Genomic DNA, 19,176 nt, shown 5'->3' with positions numbered 1-19,176 from the left:
CAGGCCCGCGCGCCCGGGCAAGCGGGTTCAGGCGGTTGTGCGCGATTCGAGCCAGAACAGGCGGGCGACCATGGCGAGCAGGCCGATGCTGGCGGTGGCAGCGACGAAGAGGATCCACGGCAGCAGGTTCATGCCCACGGCGCGGGCCCGCGGGGCGATGAAGAAGGCGGCGATGCCGACGGCGAACAGCAGGTCCCACCACACCTGTACGCCCCACATGTTTTGTGTGTGGTTGGTCCACACCTGAAGCACGCCTTCCTGCGCGATGGTCACTGCGGAATAGGCGGCGAAGCCCGCGCTCAGCGAGGCCGCGAGGATCGCGCTCCCGACTTTGGGAGACCCGGAGAGGATGTAACCGAGGACAGCGATTGCAGCGACCACGCCGCCTGCAGCGAGGAATTCGAAAGCACTCATGGCGGATCTCCGAGTCGAATGTAGCAGATGCTACACTTGTAGCGACATGTAGCACTCGCTACAAGTGGGTATGCCGCCCGCCCGCCTGTCCCGCGAAACGCTGCTTCCACTGCTCGCCGCGCATGTCATGGAGCATGGCCTTGCCGATGCCTCGCTGCGGCCGCTGGCCAAGGCGGCGGGCACCAGCGACCGGATGCTGATCTACCATTTCGGCAACAAGGACGCGGTGGTCGAAGCGCTGCTCGACTATCTCGGCGGGATGTTTGCGGCGGCGCTCGACACGGCCTTCCCGCAGGAGCGCGCGGCATCCCGGCGCGCATGTGCGGAAACGGTCTACGACATTACCGCACGACCCGAGTTCGCGCCTTTCTTCCGCGTGTGGTGGGATATCGTCGCGGGCTGCGCAGACAGCAACGAGGCCTATCTCGCGGCGGCAGGGGGAATGATGGACCTACTGCTCGACTGGGTGGTCGCGCACCTGCCCGAGGACGATCCCGACCCAACTGCTGGCGCGCGTGTCGTCATGACGGCGATCGAGGGCGCGCAGATGCTCCGCGCTGTCGGGCGGGGCGACATCGGCCAAGCGGGGCTTGCCGCGCTGGAAGGCTGAGCCGCTTGCCGCAGCCTGCGCGCATGCTATCCCGCGCGGCATGAAAAAGACCACCGGCATGGACCGTTCGATCACCTCCAAATGGCGCCCCGCGACGCAGGCCGTGCGCGGGGGCACCTGGCGCAGCGAGCATGGCGAGACGAGCGAGGCGCTGTTCCTCACCTCGGGCTTTACCTACGACGACGCGCAGACGGTGGCGGACCGCTTCGCGGGCGAGGCCGCGGGCATGACATACTCGCGCCTCCAGAACCCGACCGTGGCGATGCTGGAAGAGCGCATTGCGCTGATGGAAGGGGCCGAGGCGTGCCGCGCGCAGGCGAGCGGGATGGCGGCGATGACCACCGCGCTGCTGTGCCAGCTTTCGGCGGGCGATCACGTGGTCGGCGCGCGGGCGGCGTTCGGCTCGTGCCGCTGGCTGCTCGATCACCTGCTGCCACGCTTCGGGATCGAGTGCAGCGTGATCGACAGTGCGGATGACGACGCGTGGGAAGCCGCGATCCGGCCCAACACGAAGGTCTTCTTCTTCGAAACGCCCGCCAACCCGACGCTCGATGTGGTCGATCTCGCGCATGTCTGCGGGGTAGCGAAGGCGCATGGCATCACCACCGTGGTCGACAATGCCTTTGCCACCAGCGCGCTGCAGAAGCCGATGGATTTCGGGGCGGACGTCGTCGCTTACAGCGCGACCAAGCTGATGGACGGGCAGGGCAGGGTGCTTGCGGGCGCGGTGTGCGGCTCGCAGCAATGGATCGACGAGGTGCTGCTGCCGTTCCAGCGCAACACCGGCCCCAATATCGCGCCGTTCAACGCCTGGGTGGTGCTCAAGGGCCTCGAGACGCTCTCGATGCGCGCGCTGCGGCAGAGCGAGAACGCAGTCGAACTGGGCAAGGCGATCGAGAGCCGCGTGCCAAAAATGCTTCATCCCGGCCTCGCCAGCCATCCGCGCCACGAATTGGCCACCAGCCAGATGGTCGCCACCGGACCGATCTTCGCTTTCGATGTCGGCGACAGGGCCACGGCCTTCCGCGTGCTCGACGCGCTCGAACTGGTCGATATCTCCAACAATATCGGCGATGCGCGCAGCCTGATGTGTCACCCGGCCAGCACAACCCATGCCGGCATGACACCCGAAGCGCGCGACGAGATGGGCGTGACCGAAGGATTACTCCGCATCAACGTCGGGCTGGAGGATGTCGAGGATGTGAAGGAAGACCTCGATCGGGCGTTGACGGCGGCGGGTCATTAGTTTCTTCCATAAGAAAGACGGTTGGGTTTTGCAATGAACTGAAAGTACTCTAATGTACCTCTTAATTAAGAGGGGTATTTCGATGGTAAATTATAGCTATTTCGCAAGCTTCCTTGTTTTCTTGGCGCATCCAACGATCGTTTTTGCGCAAGATATCAATGATCGAGTCCTTGAAGATAGTTCCGGCGATGAAACATATCCAAGCCAGTCTCTTACTCTGCGCCTTGATATTACGCCCACAATCGGCGGCGACCTGACTGAGGCGCGAGGGGATCGACTGGAAGATGCGGTCGCAGTCAGCGCCCTTGCTCTGAAGTATGCGGTTAAGCTCGGTCCGTTCGTATCGTTCGAGGCCAATACCGGCGTGAAGTGGACTAGTGATTTCGAAGCCGATGACGACGATTCGTCCAGCTCCGCACTTTTCCTCGACGGGCAATTTACCTGGACTCGCGGGTGTCGGACACTCAATCCTTTCGCCAAGATTGCCGTCGAACAAGGTCGAGACGATTTCATTGGCAGCAACAAAGCGGACACCGCGACGTTCTCGACAGGAGCGAATGTGGCGATTTACGACAAAAAGCTTTGCGGACGCAATCTGACCAACTTCGAGAAAGCGCAGCTGAGTTCGTTCGCTCTCTCAGTCACGCCTACATTTGAACGGGTCGAATCCAGCGATCCTTTTAGTGAACGTTGGACGCCCCGCCTGACGGTCAAGGCGTCGAAAAACATCGTTGAGGGGCTGAAGGCAAGCGGTTCGTTCGACTATCAATACCGCATCTACGATCTAGTCGCGCAAGGGTCGGACAAACAACACGTCTTCAGGGGAGATGCCGGTCTCGATTTTGCCAAGCTCGTTTTCGGCGACGACAGCCTTGTCGATACGCTGAAGCTGGGCGTGTCCTGGACGGTGACTGATATCGAAGGCACGGGAATCCTGCAGGACAAATCGAAGCTGGTTTTCACTCCCGGGATCGGCTTCAGCACCAAGCTTTTCTGAACGCTTGATTTGAGAAAGGGAGTGGTCATCATGGCGTGATGACCCACACCCTCGAATTGCTTCTCGATCTGGCCGCGCCGAATGGCTACCTCGCGTGGTATCCGCTCAAGGATATCGCAGAGCGGACCGGGGCAGAACTGGTAGTGACGCCGGTGTTCCTCGGCGGGATGCACAAGCTCACCGGCAATGCGCCGCCGATGCTGCGCGATGCAGATGTGAAGGGGAAGGTCCCCTATGCCGCGCGCGAATTCCAGCGCTTCCTCGACCGGCATGCGATGACGAAGTTCCGCATGCATCCGGCGCTGCCGTTCAACTCGATCCTCGTGCAACGCATCCTCGTCGCCGCGCAGGACCAGGCGGAGATGCAGGCGCTGGTGGATGCCTTCCAGCCTGCCGTGTGGGAGCGGAACATCGATTGCGGCGATGCGGACGCCATGCGCGCGGTGCTGGAAGAGGGCGGGTTCGAGGCGGACCGTCTTCTCGCCGCGACGCAGGACCCCGAGGTCAAGCAGGCGCTGATCGACAACACCGAAAGCGCCGTGGGGCGCGGGGCTTTCGGGATCCCGACAGTCTTAGTCGGCGACGAGATGTGGTTCGGCAAGGAACGCCTCGGCCAGATCGAGGACTATCTCTCCGGCGGCAAGCCGTAGGACGGCGCTTCGATCAGACCGGCAGGTAGACCTTCTTGGTCTGCGTCAGCACGATCGGCGGGATCGGCGCGAAAGGGATCACCGGCGTCAGCTGCACGGTCATCGTCATCGTCCCGGTCCGCACATTGTTGGCGGTGCCACGCGCGAAGGTGAGGCTGGTCACGCCGTTGGGATCGACGCCCACCAGCTGTTGCCGCGTCCGGGTCAGCACGGCGCTGTCGCTGGCGGTGGGGTCGACCTTGGCCAGCCGCAGGCCTTCGCCCATGGCATGGCGCATCGATCCGTTGGCGTTCAGTACCAGGCCGAATTGCAGCACGCCGATGATCAGCGCGACGAGAATCGGGATGGCGAGAGCGAACTCCAGCCCCATCGAGCCGCGGCTGTCGGCGACGAGGCGGCGCATCACTGCAGCCTCACGATGCTGTCGCCGGTCACGGTGACCGGGGTATAGGAGGCGCTCCCGCCAGAGAAGATCGCGGCGATGCCGCGCCAGTTGAAACCGGTGGAGACGGTTTTCCTGATCGCCACGCTGGCGAACCGCTTGGTCACCGCGCCGCTGGCGCAGGTGCCGGTGTAGTTGCTCTGGACCACGCCGTCGCATTCGAGGATCAGGCGCACCGTGACATCGCCGCTGCCCTGGCCCGATGCACTCACGGCCTCGCTGACGAGATAGCTGGTGTTACCGTTGGGCGGACGCTTGCCGAGCGCATAGTCGGTGGTGCGCTGTGCCGCCTGTTCCATGTCGACCCGCGCGGCCACGACCTTGCTGAGGTCGATCATGCCGAGGAACATGAGGGCCAGCAGCGGCGCAACCATCGACAGCTCGACGAAGCCGACCCCGTTCTGGTCCCTGATGAGGCGCTGGAAGAAAGCGAAGATCATCGATCCTACTCCACTACCCTGACGACGCGGGCGGTGCCTGCCCAGGCGTCTACGTCCGCATTGCAATTGTTCTCGATATTGTTGGTCCCGCCGAAGCGCACCCGTTCGACCACCATCAGCAGGCACTGGGCGCTCTGGCTGGAATCGCCGTTATAGGTCATGTCCCCGGTCGGCATGTAGATGATGCCTTCGAGGTTGATGCCCGCGCCGCCGTTGATCGTGTGCGTCGCATCGCCGGCCGGGTCCTGGTAGAACAGGATCCCGCCCCATTTCGCGTCCTCGGCCGAACTGCGCGCCTCGAGGTTGACGGTGGCGCCGGCGTTGATCGCGATGGTGGCGATGTTGTTGGCATTGGTACCGGTGAGCACGAAGGTGACCCCGCCGGTCCCGGCGAGGCCCACGTCCGCGCCCGAGTTGATCTTCAGCGTGCCGCCCTTGATGAAATAGACCCCGCCGTGGAAGCGGACCGTCCCCTGCAAGGTCATGCCGTTGCAATAGGTACCGCCCGTGGGCTCGGCATATTCGCTGGGGTTCACGCGATAGTTGTTCTTCGTGCAGCCGCCGGCGTTGAAGCTGAGGTCGCGGCTGGCGAGCGGATCCTCGACCGGCAGGCCGTAGGGTACGACCGCCGCATCCGCCGGAATGTTGTCGGCGGCATAGTCGATCCCGCCGACGCTCATGATCAGGTCGGAATCGAGATAGCTCGAACCGCCCGCGTCGATCGACACCCCGTCGGGCGAATTGGACGCGATCGGGCAATCGAGGCCGACTGCTGCGCTACCGAAAATCTCGATGCCGGTGCCATCGTCCGCCACCGCGATGACGCAGGGCGTGCCGACTGCCACGGCCTTGGCGACCGCGCGGGTGCGCACCGTTGGCGCGGTGGCGAGGAATACGCTTGAGAAGGGCAGTGACTGCTTGGTCCAGGCGATCACCTCGATCGCGCCGCTGTCTCCGGCATAGGCGCCGGTGGTGGGCGGGCGGTTGATCGCTTCCATCGTGTAGGCGGTGTTGGCCGTGCGGCTGACTTCGGAATTGACCGCGGTGCTGGCATTGCGGCCATAGGCCATCGCGATTGCGCCCGCGACCGAGCCGGTATCGACTGCCTGCTGCATCTGGCGCTTCCACAGGTACCACTGCACGGTGTCGACGCCGATGCCCGCCGCCCCGACGAGCCCGGTCAGCGCCGCACCCGCCATCAGCAGGACGTTGCCCTTGTTGTCGCCGCGCAGGCGACGCAGCACATTCGCGAGTTTCACGATCATGCCCGATTTCCCTGTCTGCGAGTTTCCACCCATGGTGACCATGAGGTAAATCCGACGGGGTTAGCGGTTTGTAACACGTCCCGGTAAACAGATTTTAACCATGACTTGCGCTTGTCTGGCGAAAACAAGCGGTTATTGTACCTAACGAAAGGTTTCTCTTTCAGGGGGTCGTCATGTTACGTGTATTCCGGGTCGCAGCGCCGCTTGTCCTTCTTTGCGCAGCGCCTGCCGTTGCCCAGGGTGCCGGGGCGGATGCCGCCAGCGCATCGGCCGATATCCGGCCGCAACCGATCGACCTTTCCGCCTTCGCCAAGCGCAGCCCGTTTTCGCACACGCGCCTGTCGCCAAACGGCAAAGTGGTCGTCACCAAGGCGGTCGTCGATGGCGGCCATTACGTTGCGTTGATCGATCCCGCCGACAACAAGCTGATCCGCCGCTATTCGGTCGGGGGCGGCAACGAGATCAAGTGGGTTCGGTGGGCCGGCAACAACAAGCTGCTGGTCTCGCTGACCGCCACGGGCCAAGTCTTCGGCGACGAGATGCAGTTCAGCCGCCTCACCCTGGTCGAGCTCGATACCGGCAACATGCAGGTGCTCGGCGAAAAATATCGCACGATCGAAGGCGACAACCTGGTCCACGTCGCGGATGACGGCTCGTTCGCCCTGGTGGCGATCCAGCGCACGATCTACGACTATCCTTCGGTCGTTCGCTACGAGCTTACCAAGGGCGGCGAGACCGATATCGTTCAGCGCCCCATCGAAGGGGTATGGACCTGGGTGGCCGACGATGCAGGGGTGGTCCGGCTCGGCATGGGTTACCACCACCGTGCGCTGAGGATCTATTATCGCGACACTGCGAACGACAAGTTCCGCCTGATCGAGAAGATCAAGGAAGGCGAGTTCGAGGAGAAGTTCTGGGACGTTTCGCAGATCGTGAGCGGGTCCAGCCAGGGCTACGTTCTACGCGAAGGCGAGAGCGGTCGCGTCGGGCTCTATCTCTACGACCTTTCCACCCGAGAGCCGATCGAGACGGTGTACGAGCATCCCGAATACGATCTGGATGGTGTCATCTGGCGCGACGACAAGCCGCTCGGCGTCTATTACACCGACGACCGGGACCGGGTGCACTGGTTCGATCCTGAGTACGACAAGCTCTACCAGGCTCTGGGCTCCGCCCTGGGCGAAGAAGAAGTCTGGGTGGCCTCGCGCGCGGAGGACGATTCCCGCATGATCGTGTGGGCCGGCGGGGCCGCCGATCCGGGTGCCTATTATACCTTCACTCCGGCGGAAAAGCGCCTCGACCTGTTCATGGAACTGCGCCCGCAGATCGACGAGACGCAGCTCGCGAAGCCCAGGCCCGTGACCTACACCGCCCGCGACGGGACCAAGATCCGCGCCTATCTCACGCTGCCGCGCGGGCGCGAGGCCAAGGACCTGCCGCTGGTGATCCTGCCGCATGGCGGGCCGTACGGCGTGCGCGACAAGCTCGACTACAACAGCGAGGTCCAGGTGCTCGCCAATCGCGGCTATGCCGTGCTGCAGCCCAATTTCCGCGGTTCGGGCGGCTATGGCGAGGCGTTCTTCGAACTCGGCACCGGCCAGATCGGCCGCGCGATGCAGGACGATCTCGACGACGCGATGGACTGGGCCGTGAAGGAAGGCATCGCCAGCAAGGACCGCGTATGCGTGGTCGGGTCGTCCTACGGCGGCTATGCCGCGCTGTGGTCGGTGATCCGCAATCCCGAGCGCTATCGCTGCGCCGCCAGCTTCGCCGGCGTGACCGACTGGGACCTGATGCTCAAATACGATCGCCGCTTCTTCAGCCGCGATGCGGGCAAGAAATGGGCCCAGCGCGTCGAGGGGGAGGAGGAGTTCGATCTCGACACGGTCTCTCCCTACCGCCTGGCAGGCACGCTGTCGCGCCCGGTGCTGGTGGCGCATGGCAAGCTCGATTCCAACGTGCCGATCTCGCAGTTCAACAAGTTCAAGAATGCCGCCAAGAACGCGCCGGTGGTCCCGGTCGAGCTGGTGTTCGAGGACGAGGGCCACGGCTTCGACAAGCCCGAGAACGAGCAGAAGTGGTACGAAGCGCTGCTCGACTTCCTCGCCCAGCACAACCCGGCGGACTAAAGCGCAGCTCTCTCGCCGTAGAGGATAACTCGCCATGGTGCAGGTGCGAACACTTGCACCATGGCGCATGCGTATTACGTTAGGGGCGTGATCAAGGAGCTATTCCAGCATGCCGCAACGACCGACGGGATTACCGTCCGGGTCGCGGTGAACTTCCTGCCCGAGCAATCGCAGCCCGAAGCGGGCAAGTGGTTCTGGGTCTATCACATCCGCATCGAGAACCACTCGCACGAGCGCGTCCAGCTGATGACCCGCCACTGGCGCATCACCGACGGGCGCGGCATGGTCAGCCATGTCGATGGCGAAGGCGTGGTCGGCGAACAGCCGGTGCTGATGCCGGGCAAGAGCCACGACTACGTCAGCGGCTGCCCGCTCGAAACGCCGCATGGCTCGATGGAAGGCTTCTACACCTTCCACGCCGAAGACGGCTCGCCGATCGAGGTGCGCATCCCGTTCTTCCCGCTCGCGGCGCCTGCAACGGCGAACTGATTGTCGACCGCTTTTGGGTGGTTAGCCGACATCCCATTGGAGCATCGAGGCATCTACAATCTCGGCTCCAATGTGGCGAATAAACGGTGCGCGTAGATGGTCCTTGTGCACCTGCCATCTATCGGAGTCTTCGGAGGGGTCCATTCCTTCTGCAATAAACAGCCAATCTACGAATTGGTCTGCGCTCACAGGACCTGCTTCTGGAATGAAGTTATCGACGTGGGATGGCTTTCCATCGACAATCCCACCGCACCAACCGCATTCCACACAAACTTCTTTCTGAAGCGCATTATATGACGGGTTCCCGCTCATTTAGCTACCTGACCATAAATGCAAATTGTCGGCAATCGGGTCGTTAGCGGTCATCCACTCTGCAGCGCTACTCGCCAGCTAAGTCCCCACCTCCACCCGCGCTTCCAGCCCCAGCCAGTCCGCCAGCATGGCCAGCTCCTTGTCGACCGGTCCCGCCGCCAGTGCGGCGCGGTTTTCGTCGAGGTGGAGGACCAGCGCCTCTTCCTCGCGCCGCAGCGAGCTGTGCGACAGGCTCTCGCGTGTCCCCGCGCCCAGCCGCTGGGCCAGCCGCAGGCCGAGCCCCCAGGTCATGCCCTCGCGCAGGTCTTCGTCGCTGGCGAGGACGCGCAGGCGGTCGGGCAGTTCGGTCCGGCCGAGCGCGCCGACGAGAGCGGCGCAGATCATCGCGCGGCCACGCGGGCTGAGATCGATCCAGCGCTTGTCGAGCGACCACTCGACCGCGTGGTTGAGCCTGAGGTTCGGCTCCACCCGGCGGAGCGAAGCGGCAAGCTGTGCCGCGGCGATGCGCTTGCGCTCGTCGCCGGGCTTCGCATGCTCGACGAGGTCGGCGGTCCAGGCGGAAACGAGCGTCGCGTCGGTCACGTGGCTGTCGCGCACGGCGGCAAAGGCGGCGATGCCGGCGAGGAGCGGATCGCGCGCCTGCTGCGCGGCATCGAGCCGCGAATAGAGCAACCCTTCGCGGATCCCCCAGCTGGAAAACACCAGCGATTCCGGCTGGAATTCCGCCAACAGCGGGCGCAGCAGCGCGGCGGCATCGGGGAGGTAGCCCGCGCGCATTTCCGAGATCCCGCTGATCTGCGTGAGTTTTTCGGGCTTGGCCTCCACCAGCTCGGCGGCCATGCGGTCGGCATCCTCGACCGACAGGACGAAACCATGCGGATCGGTCAGCGGGTAATCCAGCTCCCGCATGGCGTAAGCCGCCAGCGCGCGCCATGTCCCGCCGATCATGTAGAGCGGGCCGGGATGTGTCGCCGCCCAGCCGACCTCGCTCAGCGCGTCGTGGATGCGCTGCTCGAACCCGCCCATCGCGCGGAAGGCAGGCAGGCGCAATGTGCCGAAGGGCAGCGAATGGGCCTGGTGGCACTCGTTCGAATGGATCGACACGAGCTCGAGGCTGCCGCCGCCGAGATCGGCAACGACGCCATGCGCGCCGGGAAAGGCACCGAGCGCGCCATTGGCCGAAATGCAGGCCTCTTCCTCGCCCGAGAGCAGGCGCGGTTCGAGCCCCAGCGCCGCCACCTTGGCCAGAAACTCCTGCCCGTTCTTGGCATCGCGCGCGGCCGCCGTCGCCACCGCCTGCACGTCGTCGATGCCCAGGTCCTGGATGATCAGCGCATAGCGGGCGAGGGCGGCCAGCGCCTCGTCCTCGGCTTCCTGCGGGATCCGTCCGGTGGTCGAGATGTCGCGCCCAAGCCGCGCCGCCACCTTCTCGTTCCAGACGGTTTCAGGCGCGCGCCTGCTGCCCTCGTAGATCACGAGGCGGACGGTGTTCGATCCGATGTCGATCACCGCACGGGGCGGTTTGACGAGCCGGTCGTGGCCGCCGCGCTTGCGGCTCACGCGGTGCGGTCCCGCAGGCTCAGATGCGGCACCTCATGCTCGGCCAGCGCCTTGCCGCGACCCGAGAGCGAGGGGTTGTCCATGAAGTAATCGTGGCAGTTGAAGCCACCTTCGCCCACGCGCATGCGCTCGTACTGGCCGTTGGGCTCCAGCCGCCAGCTGCGTTCGGTGTCGAGGATATTGGCGAGCATCACCTGCCCCAGAAGCTGGTCGTGGACCGTGCGGTTGGTGACCGGCACCATCACCTCGACCCGGTGTTCGAGGTTGCGGCTCATGGCATCGGCGCTGGTGATCCAGACCTCTGCCTTCTTACTCGGCAAATCGGTGCCGTTGGCGAAGGCCCACAAGCGGCTGTGTTCGAGGAAGCGGCCGATGATCGATTTCACGCTGATATTCTCCGACAGGCCGGGCACGCCTGCGCGCAGCGAGCAGATGCCGCGCACCACCAGCACGATCTGGACGCCCGCCGCGCTCGCTTCGTAGAGCTTGTCGATCACGCCCTTGTTGGTGATCGAATTCATCTTGGCCCAGATGCCTGCGGGCTTGCCCGCCTTGGCATTCGCGATCTCGCGATCGATCAGCTGGTACAGCTTGTCCTGCAGCCCGATGGGCGAAATGGCGAGCTTCTCGAGTTCGGCCGGTTCGATATAACCGGTGACGAAGTTGAACAGCTTGGCGGCATCGCGGCCCAGCGCCGGATCGGCGGTGAAATAGCTGAAATCGGTATAGATGCGTGCGTTGACCGGGTGGTAATTGCCCGTGCCGAAGTGGCAGTAGGTGGCGTAGCCATCCTCTTCGCGCCGCACCACCAGGCTGACCTTGGCGTGGGTCTTCCACTCGGTGAAGCCGTAGATCACCTGCACGCCCGCGCGTTCCAGCTCGTTCGCCCAGTGGATGTTGCGCTCCTCGTCGAAGCGGGCCTTGAGTTCGACTACGGCGGTCACCGCCTTGCCGTTCTCCGCTGCTTCGATCAGCGCACCGATCACCGGCGACTGGTCGCCCGCGCGATAGAGCGTCTGCTTGATCGACATGACGGCGGGGTCGCGTGCCGCCTGGCGCAGGAAATCGACCACCACCTCGAAAGTTTCATAGGGGTGGTGGATGACGATGTCCTTCTCGCGAATGGCGGAAAAGCAGTCGCCGTCATGCGCAAGGATGCGTTCGGGATAGCGCGGGCTGAAGGCCTCGAACTTGAGATCGGGGCGTGGCTCGTTGCACACCGTCGCCAGGTCGGCGAGGCCGAGCATGCCCGAGGTCTTGACGACCATCGCCTCGTCGAGTTCGAGCTGCTCGCGCAGCAGCGCCTCGGCGGCCTCGTCGCATTCGTCGTCCAGCTCGAGCAGCACGGCGCGGCCGCGGCGGCGGCGCTGGATCGCGGTGCGGAAATAGCGGACCAGGTCTTCGGCCTCTTCCTCGACCTCGATGTCGCTGTCGCGCAGCACGCGGAACAGCCCGTCGCCGAGGATCTTGAAGCCGGGGAACAGCAGGCTGGCGAACTGCACGATCAGCTGCTCGATCGAAACGTAGATCGCCTTTTCGCCCGGTACACGCACGAAGCGCGGGGCGCCGCTGGGGATCAGCACCATCTCGACGAGGTCCGCCTGCCGCTTGCCGCGCTTGAGCCGGAAGATCACGCCGGTGCCGAGGTTGGCGACGAAGGGGAAGGGGTGCGAGGGATCGATCGCCTGCGGGGTGATCAGCGGGAGGATGTCGTTCTCGAAATACTCCTGCAGCCAGGCCTTCTGTTTCTTGTCGAGATCCTCGATCGTGGCGATCCAGATGCCTTCCAGCGCGAGCAGGCGTCTGAGGTCGTCCAGCACGCGCTGCTGGCGGGCCACCAGCACGGCGAGTTCGGCGCGGATCGCCTCCAGCTGCTGTTGCGGGTCGCGGCCTTCGATGCTCAGCGTTTCCAGCCCGCGGCTCGCCTGGCCTTCGAGGCCGGCCACGCGGATCATCGTGAACTCGTCGAGATTGCTGGCCGAGATCGAGAGGAAGCGCAGCCGCTCCAGCAGCGGGTACGCGGCGTTCTCCGCCTCGGCCACCACGCGGCGGTTGAAGCTCAGCCAGCTCAGCTCGCGGTTGACGTAGCGCGTCTCCGGCGCGTCGAACCGCGGGGGCTCCGCTGGGGCCGAAACAGGGGTGGTGTCGTCGTTCATGGCGAGGCGCGTCTTCGGCATGCCCCCTGTCTGGCGCATGTTGCACGTCCGTGACAAGCGCTTAGGATGCGGCACTATCTTGTGCCGCAATGCAACATTCCCTAAGTCCGCCGTCCGATGAAGCGCACGCACCTGCCCCTGAACGCCCTGCGCGTATACGATGCCGCCGCGCGGCACCTCTCGTTCACCCGCGCCGCGGACGAGCTGGCGGTGACGCCTGCCGCCGTGGGCCAACAGATCCGCGCGCTGGAGGACCACCTCGGCACGGTGCTGTTCCGCCGCACGAGCAAGGGGCTGGAGCTGACGCAGGAAGGCTCCGCCGGGCTCGACGCGCTGCGCGAAGGCTTCCTCAAGTTTGAGGAAAGCGTGTCCGCCATGCAGGCCGGGCAGGCGAGCGACAGCTACACCATCGCCGTCCCGCGCGAATTTTACGCCCAGTGGCTCGCTCCGCGGCTGGCCAAATTCGCCGAGGTGAACCCCGACATCAAGTTCGCCTTCGTGGCCGACGAGAACGCTGATTTCACCGAGGTGAACCTCGATTTCGCGATCCGGCTGGTCGACGGGCCGGGCGACCTTCAGGGCGTCGAGCTCGCCGCCGCGCGCCGCGTGACCGTGGCAGCGCCCGGCGCGCCCGACCGGTGGATCGACTGGGGCCTCCCGCTGCAGGACGGGGTCGCGGCGCATGTCAGCGTCTCCAACGCCGGCCAGGCGCTCTCCAGCGCGATGGCGGGCCTCGGCAAGGCGATCCTGCCGGAACTGCTCGCGAAAGAGGCGATCGAGGCGGGCAAGCTCGAGGTGCTCGAAGGGCCGGAACCCGGCACGCGCGCTTACTGGCTGGTCGCTCCGACGCCGCAATGGCGGACCAAGAAGGTCAGGGCCCTCGTTGCCTTCCTGACTTCCTAGTTTTTCGAACCGACCTCCGTCGGTTCGTCCTCGCTAGACGTGCAGCAAGCTGCACCCGCTGCGGGCGGGCGGTCGCCCTTGCACTCGGCTTCGCCTCGCGTAGTAGCGCTTGGCATGAGTGACACCCCGACACTGACCACCGACCGCTTCACTTTGCGCCCTTTGCGCGCAGGGGACGAGGCGGCGCTGTTCCCGACGCTGTCCGACCCGGCGCAGTGCCTCTATCTCTCGCGGCCCGAATTCGCCTCGCAAGAGGAGCTGTGGGCCTGGCTCGCCGAGCCCGGCTGGCCGGGGCGTACGTGGATCGCCGAGGATGCGCAGGGGCGCGTCGCGGGGCGGTTCGTCGCGGTTCCGGGGCATGAGGAGGGGGTGGTCGAGATCGGCTACATCACCTGCATGCACGCCCAAGGCGAGGGCGTGGCCCGCGAATGCACCGGCGCGCTGGTCGCGCATCTCTTCGCCGAGGGTGCCCGCAAGCTCATCGCCGAAGTGGACGCGGAAAACACCCCCTCGATCCGCCTGCTGGAGAGGCTCGGCTTCACCCGCGAGGCGCTGTTCCGCGAGCACGAGACCACCCACGCGGGCCTGCGCGACGTGGCGATCTACGGCCTGCTCGCCTCCGATCCGGCCCCGTCGAAATAGGCGAACACGTCGGCGAGGCCCGGCGGGTCGCATTCGCCGCGCAGCCGCTCCAGCGCCGGGCCGACCGGCAGGCGATACTCCGCCTCCGGCCCCGCCTGCCCGACATGCTCGGCCCCCAGCCGCCGGATGAAGCCGCGCGCCGCGTGGTTCTCCGCCAGCACATGCGCGCTGAACGCCTCCACCGCCTCGCCCCGCGCATCGAGCAGCAGCGTCGCCGCCAGCAACCGCCCGACGCCCAGCCCGTGATACGCGTCCAGCACGCCGACCGAGAACTCGGCCACCGCGTCCCCCTCGCTCGGCCGCATCGCGTGGACCACGCCCATCGCGGGCTGTTCGGGCAGCGACAGGTCGATCGCCCCCCAGGCGAGGTGCAGCACCCCGTCTGCGTCGAGCAGCCGCTCGATCACCCAGTCGGGCGGGCTCGCCGCGCCGGAGAAGAACCGCAGGTAGCGCGAGCGCGGGCTCATCCGCGCGATCCCTTCGCGCAGGCGCCCCTCGTCGCGCGGGTCGACGGTGCGAATGCAAACCGCCCGCCCGTCCGCCAGCCGCGTCTGGATCGAGGCGTCGCCGCACGCGCCCTGCCAGCGCAGCCCGTTCCAGCCCGCCTGTCCGTCACCCATCGCCGATCCTTCGCGCGCCGCGACCCGCCTTGCGAGCGGTCAGGCTAGGGCGTTTCGCCCTCTTGCGCCAGCCGGTCGGCGAAGTGGCGCGAGAGGGTGCATTCGCGCGTGTCCGCTGCCTCCGCCACGGCGCGGGCGGGGCGGTGCGCGGCGAGCACTTCGGCGCGGATGCGCTCGTAGACCGGATGGCCTGGGCGGATATGCTCGCTGTAGCGTTCGGGGCGGCGGTTGCGCAGGAAGAACATCACCAGCGCCTCGTTGTGCTTCGTGCCGTAGGTGACGAGATTGCCGTTCGGATCGGTCTTCCACTCGGGCACGCCCTCGATCGCGCGAGCGAGCGCCCCGTCCTCCAGCCGCTGGACCCCGCGGTCGAGCGCGGCGTCCCAGGCGGCCGCAAACCCTTCCGCCCCGGGGCGCGAGCGCAGCTTGTAGAGCGCCTCCATGCTCTTCCCGATCTTGCGCGCCGCCTGGGCCACGATCCCCGTCGCCGCGAGCGTGGCGACGAACTCGCGCTGGAGCTTCGGCGTGATCGAATTGCGGCGCGGCGCAACGTGGAGATAGGGCACGAAGCCGAGCAGCGGATCGTCCCCCTCGGGCGGTCCGACGACAAAGGCGACCGCGGAGGTGGCCTGCCGACCCGTCTGCCGGCGGCACACCAGCTCAGTTGAGGCGGGAGGCGGATCGGGTGGAGCCTCGGTTGGCGAGGGAGTGGGACGGTCCTCTGCGGATGGCTCGGGCGAGGACTCAGTGCGGGCGGGGGTGGGGTGGTCTGATTCTGGCATGACCGGCCCCAAGATGCACAATCCCACGAAGTAGGAAAATGGTTTCTATCTAGCGAAATCCGGCGTGCGACCAGCACGCCGCAAGGGCGACCGCCCGCCGCGCCTTGTGGGCGGAATCGAAGCGAAGCGGAGATGGCCAGGGGCCAACCTAAGCGACGCGGACGCGTCGCGCCTGAGGGATGGAAACAAAAAAGCTGCGAAGTAGGGAAACGGTACTGTCGTACCATGGTCAAAAAGTGGGCCACGAGCCATTCAATTAATTCATTGCCTTTTCATGACTTAGGCGCGAACGCGATTCTATGCAGGAACTCACCGGCAACGATGTTGCTCGAATTGAAGAACAGATTGATGCGTTGTTGGAGGCGGAGAGCCTTCCTGGCGGATCATTAGCCGACTCCCGATGGATGCTTGTCACCGCCTGTGAAGACATGTTGCGAATTGTATTCGCAAGCAGCGCGCATCTTTGGACCACGGAAGCAGATATCGAGCAGCGTGCGGCTGTAATTCACCGTCTCGACGAGATAAAATATCTAATACGAATTGCGCTTCTCAAAATTGATAAAGAAAAACCAATCGGTAATTGGGAAACGAAATACTTTAAGAGAAAAGAGGATAGTCGTTACACGTATATAGGCAAATTCATTTGGCGAATTGCAAAATTCTATATGAGGGCTCAAGGTGTCTTCAGTGGTATCTATGGTCGTGATGCAGATGCTTGGGGAGTTAAAGGAGGGTGCAAACTTTTTACGCGACCTAGCTTAAGGTCTATGCAGTATCGGCTCTTAGAGGCGCTAGTGGTGCAAGATCTTGATCCCTTTACGCCCATTCCGATACTCGCATCATCATTTTTGGGAGACAAATATACTTTTCCTGACGGTAGTCGCTTGGAACAAGGTGCAGCGTTTAAGGCGGCCGTAAAAAGCGTCAAACTGCGAAATGGGAAAATTTCTTATCCGTTTGTTTTGCAAAGGATAAGGGATCTCTTCGATATGCACCTATATGATCCGCAGATTGTCCCACAGGAGTGGGTGTTTCCGTGGGGGGATTACGATTTCTCAAGAAGGTTCTTTGCGGGCCTGAGCGCGCTTTGTCATATGCATATGGTGTGCGTTTACCATGGGGCACTTAAGCACGGATTGCAGGGAGGGGGATTGGACCAAGCCTGCTTAATCTTGAAGAGAGGCGACTTTGCCAAGAGAATTTCGGCAGTAGCCGGAATTCCTAGTGATCAAACTTCAAGAGCAATCGAGATGCTGACTTACGGCACACTCGCCAAGACACCTGACCTTGCCTTGCAGCCTTTTTTGCCCCTGGCTGGTGAAGAGCTTCTAGTAGCTCCGTTACACACGATATCTTCAAACTGGCCAAGGAATTCATTGACTTTACACGCTAGGATCGCGTCGTCGACGTTTGATCGACAAAGTCATCTTTTTGAACTTCCCATGATTGAAAAAATCACCGATTCAGTTCCGGACCGGTTCGATAGTTTTGGGAATATTACCTTAAAGGTAGGTCGGCGAAAGGAAGAAATTGATGTTGTATTGGTAGACCACCTCGACAAGCAAATTTTGCTCTGTGAGTGTAAATGGTCCATCCCGCCAGGTGATCCGCGAGAAGTTAATGATCGCCGCAAAAGTATGATTCAAAAAGTCGGGCAAGCGGATCGAAAGCTAGAGTTTGTTCGGAAGAATATTGCGTCGTTTACCGCTAGACTGAGTCTTCATGCAGGTGATTATTCATGTAAGGCGCTTGTCATCACAGAGGGGTTCGGTGGCGACCTGACCGATCAACAGCATATACCGGTAGTTCCTGCGGCAGTTTTCAAGGAAGCGCTGGGTCAGGAAATTACTCTGCACAAGCTCCATGAGATATTCACCTCCCCACTCTGGCTGCCCAGGCCAGGAATTGATTGCGATGTGCAGGGCGAGGTCCATCGATTTGCTGGGGTGGAAATTGGAGAGTTAGGTTTGGGCTTCACGAGCAATGAATATTTGGAACATAATCTGGCTAAGTACCTAATTGACGCTGCCGCGTTGTCTTCAGAACAGATTGCGGGCAATGTTTGGTAGCCTTGACCGCATCCCCCCGTCCCACTATGTGCGCGCCCATCCGGTGTTGGATTCGTCCACCGTCGGTCAGATAGAGCTGAACATTGCCGGTGATGTCCCGGGGGCCTGTCGCTCAAGCGATAAGGCTCTTTTCTATTGCAGCGGAGGCGATCTCCGCTTGGGGCAGCCGTCAAAGTAACCCGGTGGCCGTGAGGGCCCTGGGTGGAGTGTTTCAGGCTCGTGCGGTTTCGCGTGTTCGCGCGTCGGTGGCTGTCCTTCGACAGGCTCAGGACGAGCGGGATCAGCGCAAGGTCGCCAGCCAGAACACATCACCCAGAACCCCCTAGTCGTCACCATCACACGGTGAAGAGAAAGAACTCATATGCCGACGATCAACCAGCTGGTCCGCAAGGGCCGCGTTCCGCAGAAGGCCAAGAGCAAGGTCCCTGCGATGGAGCAGAACCCGCAGAAGCGCGGCGTTTGCACCCGCGTCTACACGACGACCCCGAAGAAGCCGAACTCGGCTCTGCGCAAGGTGGCCAAGGTTCGCCTGACCAACCAGCGCGAAGTCATCTCCTACATCCCGGGCGAAGGCCACAACCTGCAGGAACACAGCGTCGTGCTGATCCGCGGCGGCCGTGTGCGCGACCTTCCCGGCGTGCGCTACCACGTCCTGCGCGGCGTGCTCGACACGCAGGGTGTCAAGGACCGCAAGCAGAGCCGCTCGAAGTACGGCGCCAAGCGTCCGAAGTAATTTTGGCGCGGCGCTAGCCCGGCTCCGGACCGATGCCACTCCCGGCTACCTACAGGGTAGTCTTTGGGTGGCCGGGAGGGGGAGCGGGCCGGAGCCGCAAGGCAGCACGCAGGTGCTGCCGCTCTCCGAAGGAGTTAGCAAACATGTCACGTCGTCGTCGTCCCGAGAAGCGGGAAATCCTGCCTGATCCCAAGTTCGGTGATCAGGTCCTGTCGAAGTTCATGAACAACCTCATGTACGATGGTAAGAAAGCCGTCGCCGAAGGTATCGTCTACACCGCGCTCGACACCGTCGAAGCCAAGGCGAAGTCGAACCCGGTCGAGCTGTTCCATGCCGCGCTCGACAACATCAAGCCGCAGGTCGAAGTGCGCAGCCGCCGCGTCGGCGGTGCGACCTACCAGGTGCCGGTCGAAGTGCGCCCCGAGCGTGCCCAGGCGCTCGCGATCCGCTGGCTGATCACCGCCGCGCGCGGTCGTCCGGAAACCACCATGGCCGCACGCCTGTCGGGCGAGCTGATGGATGCCGCCAACAACCGCGGCAACGCCGTCAAGAAGCGCGAAGACACGCACCGCATGGCGGACGCGAACCGCGCCTTCTCGCACTACCGCTGGTAAGGCGTTCCGATTTTGGGGCCGGGGAGCGATCTCCGGCCTCGAAACGGTCACATTAATCCCTACATGGGGGCCGAGCTAGCTCACCCCCGAACTCGAGGAATTC

Annotated in this window: 20 protein-coding genes; 11 read left to right on the top strand and 9 right to left on the bottom strand. The window is 63.7% G+C overall.

Translation table 11 applies throughout. The features are described 5' to 3' along the window. Positions 1-27 precede the first annotated feature (27 nt). Entirely contained in the window at positions 28-414 is a 387-nt protein-coding gene (locus K3172_RS11790) for a hypothetical protein (protein ID WP_247718155.1), read from the bottom strand. Positions 415-484: 70 nt separating this feature from the next. Between K3172_RS11790 and K3172_RS11785 the strand changes: the two genes are divergently transcribed. From K3172_RS11785 to K3172_RS11770, 4 genes are all read left to right on the top strand, one after another. Next, positions 485-1,024, top strand: coding sequence for a TetR/AcrR family transcriptional regulator (locus K3172_RS11785; protein WP_247718227.1), 540 nt, complete (start codon positions 485-487; stop codon positions 1,022-1,024). Between the two features lie 40 nt (positions 1,025-1,064). Next, complete coding sequence (locus K3172_RS11780) at positions 1,065-2,270, top strand: trans-sulfuration enzyme family protein (protein WP_221590254.1); 1,206 nt, start codon at positions 1,065-1,067, stop codon at positions 2,268-2,270. 82 nt (positions 2,271-2,352) lie between these two features. Further along, a complete protein-coding gene (locus tag K3172_RS11775; protein ID WP_221590252.1) occupies positions 2,353-3,267 on the top strand; it encodes a hypothetical protein in 915 nt (304 codons plus the stop codon). A gap of 38 nt (positions 3,268-3,305) precedes the next feature. Then, entirely contained in the window at positions 3,306-3,917 is a 612-nt protein-coding gene (locus K3172_RS11770) for a 2-hydroxychromene-2-carboxylate isomerase (protein ID WP_221590250.1), read from the top strand. Positions 3,918-3,930: 13 nt separating this feature from the next. Here K3172_RS11770 and K3172_RS11765 read toward each other — a convergent pair whose 3' ends face one another. From K3172_RS11765 to K3172_RS11755, 3 genes are read right to left on the bottom strand one after another with little or no spacing between them, the layout of a single operon-like run. Beyond that, on the bottom strand, positions 3,931-4,320 hold the full coding sequence (locus K3172_RS11765; RefSeq protein ID WP_221590248.1) for a TadE/TadG family type IV pilus assembly protein: 390 nt from the start codon (positions 4,318-4,320) through the stop codon (positions 3,931-3,933). Then, positions 4,320-4,799, bottom strand: coding sequence for a TadE/TadG family type IV pilus assembly protein (locus K3172_RS11760; RefSeq protein ID WP_221590246.1), 480 nt, complete (start codon positions 4,797-4,799; stop codon positions 4,320-4,322). Before K3172_RS11760 ends, K3172_RS11765 begins: the two co-directional genes overlap by 1 nt. Before the next feature lie 5 nt (positions 4,800-4,804). Beyond that, the gene (locus K3172_RS11755; protein ID WP_221590244.1) at positions 4,805-6,064 is read right to left on the bottom strand and encodes a TadE/TadG family type IV pilus assembly protein; all 1,260 of its coding nucleotides are present in this window, start codon (positions 6,062-6,064) and stop codon (positions 4,805-4,807) included. Positions 6,065-6,237: 173 nt separating this feature from the next. Between K3172_RS11755 and K3172_RS11750 the strand changes: the two genes are divergently transcribed. Both K3172_RS11750 and apaG read left to right on the top strand, forming a co-directional pair. Then, positions 6,238-8,193 carry a S9 family peptidase gene (locus K3172_RS11750; protein ID WP_221590242.1) on the top strand — a complete coding sequence of 652 codons (1,956 nt, stop codon included), beginning with the start codon at positions 6,238-6,240 and terminating at the stop codon, positions 8,191-8,193. A 90-nt stretch (positions 8,194-8,283) separates the two neighbouring features. Further along, positions 8,284-8,682: a Co2+/Mg2+ efflux protein ApaG gene (gene apaG, locus K3172_RS11745; protein ID WP_221591161.1), complete on the top strand. Its 399-nt coding sequence runs from the start codon at positions 8,284-8,286 to the stop codon at positions 8,680-8,682. Between the two features lie 21 nt (positions 8,683-8,703). Here apaG and K3172_RS11740 read toward each other — a convergent pair whose 3' ends face one another. From K3172_RS11740 to K3172_RS11730, 3 genes are all read right to left on the bottom strand, one after another. Further along, positions 8,704-8,994, bottom strand: coding sequence for a hypothetical protein (locus tag K3172_RS11740; protein ID WP_221590240.1), 291 nt, complete (start codon positions 8,992-8,994; stop codon positions 8,704-8,706). 78 nt (positions 8,995-9,072) lie between these two features. Beyond that, a complete protein-coding gene (locus tag K3172_RS11735; RefSeq protein WP_221590238.1) occupies positions 9,073-10,554 on the bottom strand; it encodes a Ppx/GppA phosphatase family protein in 1,482 nt (493 codons plus the stop codon). After that, a complete protein-coding gene (locus tag K3172_RS11730; protein WP_221590236.1) occupies positions 10,551-12,731 on the bottom strand; it encodes an RNA degradosome polyphosphate kinase in 2,181 nt (726 codons plus the stop codon). The genes K3172_RS11735 and K3172_RS11730 overlap by 4 nt, the downstream gene beginning before the upstream one ends. Before the next feature lie 96 nt (positions 12,732-12,827). On the opposite strand from K3172_RS11730, the gene K3172_RS11725 reads away from it, so the two are divergent. Next, positions 12,828-13,613, top strand: a complete 786-nt coding sequence (locus tag K3172_RS11725; protein WP_221590234.1) for a LysR family transcriptional regulator — start codon at positions 12,828-12,830, stop codon at positions 13,611-13,613. 114 nt (positions 13,614-13,727) lie between these two features. Continuing rightward, entirely contained in the window at positions 13,728-14,255 is a 528-nt protein-coding gene (locus tag K3172_RS11720) for a GNAT family N-acetyltransferase (protein ID WP_221590232.1), read from the top strand. On the opposite strand, the gene K3172_RS11715 is transcribed toward K3172_RS11720, so the two are convergent. Both K3172_RS11715 and K3172_RS11710 read right to left on the bottom strand, forming a co-directional pair. Continuing rightward, a complete protein-coding gene (locus tag K3172_RS11715) occupies positions 14,216-14,875 on the bottom strand; it encodes a GNAT family N-acetyltransferase (RefSeq protein WP_247718154.1) in 660 nt (219 codons plus the stop codon). The two genes, K3172_RS11720 and K3172_RS11715, sit on opposite strands and share 40 nt — an antisense overlap. A gap of 44 nt (positions 14,876-14,919) precedes the next feature. Next, positions 14,920-15,531: a hypothetical protein gene (locus K3172_RS11710; RefSeq protein WP_221590230.1), complete on the bottom strand. Its 612-nt coding sequence runs from the start codon at positions 15,529-15,531 to the stop codon at positions 14,920-14,922. Between the two features lie 425 nt (positions 15,532-15,956). On the opposite strand from K3172_RS11710, the gene K3172_RS11705 reads away from it, so the two are divergent. The 3 genes from K3172_RS11705 (at position 15,957) to rpsG (ending at position 19,073) form a co-directional block, all read left to right on the top strand. Beyond that, a complete protein-coding gene (locus K3172_RS11705; RefSeq protein ID WP_221590228.1) occupies positions 15,957-17,726 on the top strand; it encodes a DUF234 domain-containing protein in 1,770 nt (589 codons plus the stop codon). Between the two features lie 361 nt (positions 17,727-18,087). Beyond that, positions 18,088-18,459 (top strand): 30S ribosomal protein S12, encoded by a 372-nt coding sequence (gene rpsL, locus K3172_RS11700; protein WP_006831873.1) that lies wholly within the window; start codon positions 18,088-18,090, stop codon positions 18,457-18,459. 143 nt (positions 18,460-18,602) lie between these two features. Beyond that, positions 18,603-19,073: a 30S ribosomal protein S7 gene (gene rpsG, locus K3172_RS11695; protein ID WP_221590226.1), complete on the top strand. Its 471-nt coding sequence runs from the start codon at positions 18,603-18,605 to the stop codon at positions 19,071-19,073. The last annotated feature ends 103 nt before the right edge of the window (positions 19,074-19,176 follow it).

The sequence above is a fragment of the Qipengyuania proteolytica genome, assembly GCF_019711565.1.
Taxonomy (GTDB): Bacteria; Pseudomonadota; Alphaproteobacteria; order Sphingomonadales; family Sphingomonadaceae; genus Qipengyuania; species Qipengyuania proteolytica.
The sequence above is the reverse complement of the archived record's forward strand: the minus strand, read 5'-3'. Positions and strand labels throughout refer to the sequence as shown.

Bases quoted from the DNA above. Each gene is read 5' to 3' on its own strand.
- K3172_RS11790 (WP_247718155.1), bottom strand. From the start codon at position 414: ATGAGTGCTTTCGAATTCCTCGCTGCAGGCGGCGTGGTCGCTGCAATC.
- K3172_RS11785 (WP_247718227.1), top strand. From the start codon at position 485: ATGCCGCCCGCCCGCCTGTCCCGCGAAACGCTGCTTCCACTGCTCGCC.
- K3172_RS11780 (WP_221590254.1), top strand. From the start codon at position 1,065: ATGAAAAAGACCACCGGCATGGACCGTTCGATCACCTCCAAATGGCGC.
- K3172_RS11775 (WP_221590252.1), top strand. From the start codon at position 2,353: ATGGTAAATTATAGCTATTTCGCAAGCTTCCTTGTTTTCTTGGCGCAT.
- K3172_RS11770 (WP_221590250.1), top strand. From the start codon at position 3,306: ATGACCCACACCCTCGAATTGCTTCTCGATCTGGCCGCGCCGAATGGC.
- K3172_RS11765 (WP_221590248.1), bottom strand. From the start codon at position 4,320: ATGCGCCGCCTCGTCGCCGACAGCCGCGGCTCGATGGGGCTGGAGTTC.
- K3172_RS11760 (WP_221590246.1), bottom strand. From the start codon at position 4,799: ATGATCTTCGCTTTCTTCCAGCGCCTCATCAGGGACCAGAACGGGGTC.
- K3172_RS11755 (WP_221590244.1), bottom strand. From the start codon at position 6,064: ATGATCGTGAAACTCGCGAATGTGCTGCGTCGCCTGCGCGGCGACAAC.
- K3172_RS11750 (WP_221590242.1), top strand. From the start codon at position 6,238: ATGTTACGTGTATTCCGGGTCGCAGCGCCGCTTGTCCTTCTTTGCGCA.
- K3172_RS11740 (WP_221590240.1), bottom strand. From the start codon at position 8,994: ATGAGCGGGAACCCGTCATATAATGCGCTTCAGAAAGAAGTTTGTGTG.
- K3172_RS11730 (WP_221590236.1), bottom strand. From the start codon at position 12,731: ATGCCGAAGACGCGCCTCGCCATGAACGACGACACCACCCCTGTTTCG.
- K3172_RS11725 (WP_221590234.1), top strand. From the start codon at position 12,828: ATGAAGCGCACGCACCTGCCCCTGAACGCCCTGCGCGTATACGATGCC.
- K3172_RS11720 (WP_221590232.1), top strand. From the start codon at position 13,728: ATGAGTGACACCCCGACACTGACCACCGACCGCTTCACTTTGCGCCCT.
- K3172_RS11715 (WP_247718154.1), bottom strand. From the start codon at position 14,875: ATGGGTGACGGACAGGCGGGCTGGAACGGGCTGCGCTGGCAGGGCGCG.
- K3172_RS11705 (WP_221590228.1), top strand. From the start codon at position 15,957: ATGCAGGAACTCACCGGCAACGATGTTGCTCGAATTGAAGAACAGATT.
- rpsL (WP_006831873.1), top strand. From the start codon at position 18,088: ATGCCGACGATCAACCAGCTGGTCCGCAAGGGCCGCGTTCCGCAGAAG.
- rpsG (WP_221590226.1), top strand. From the start codon at position 18,603: ATGTCACGTCGTCGTCGTCCCGAGAAGCGGGAAATCCTGCCTGATCCC.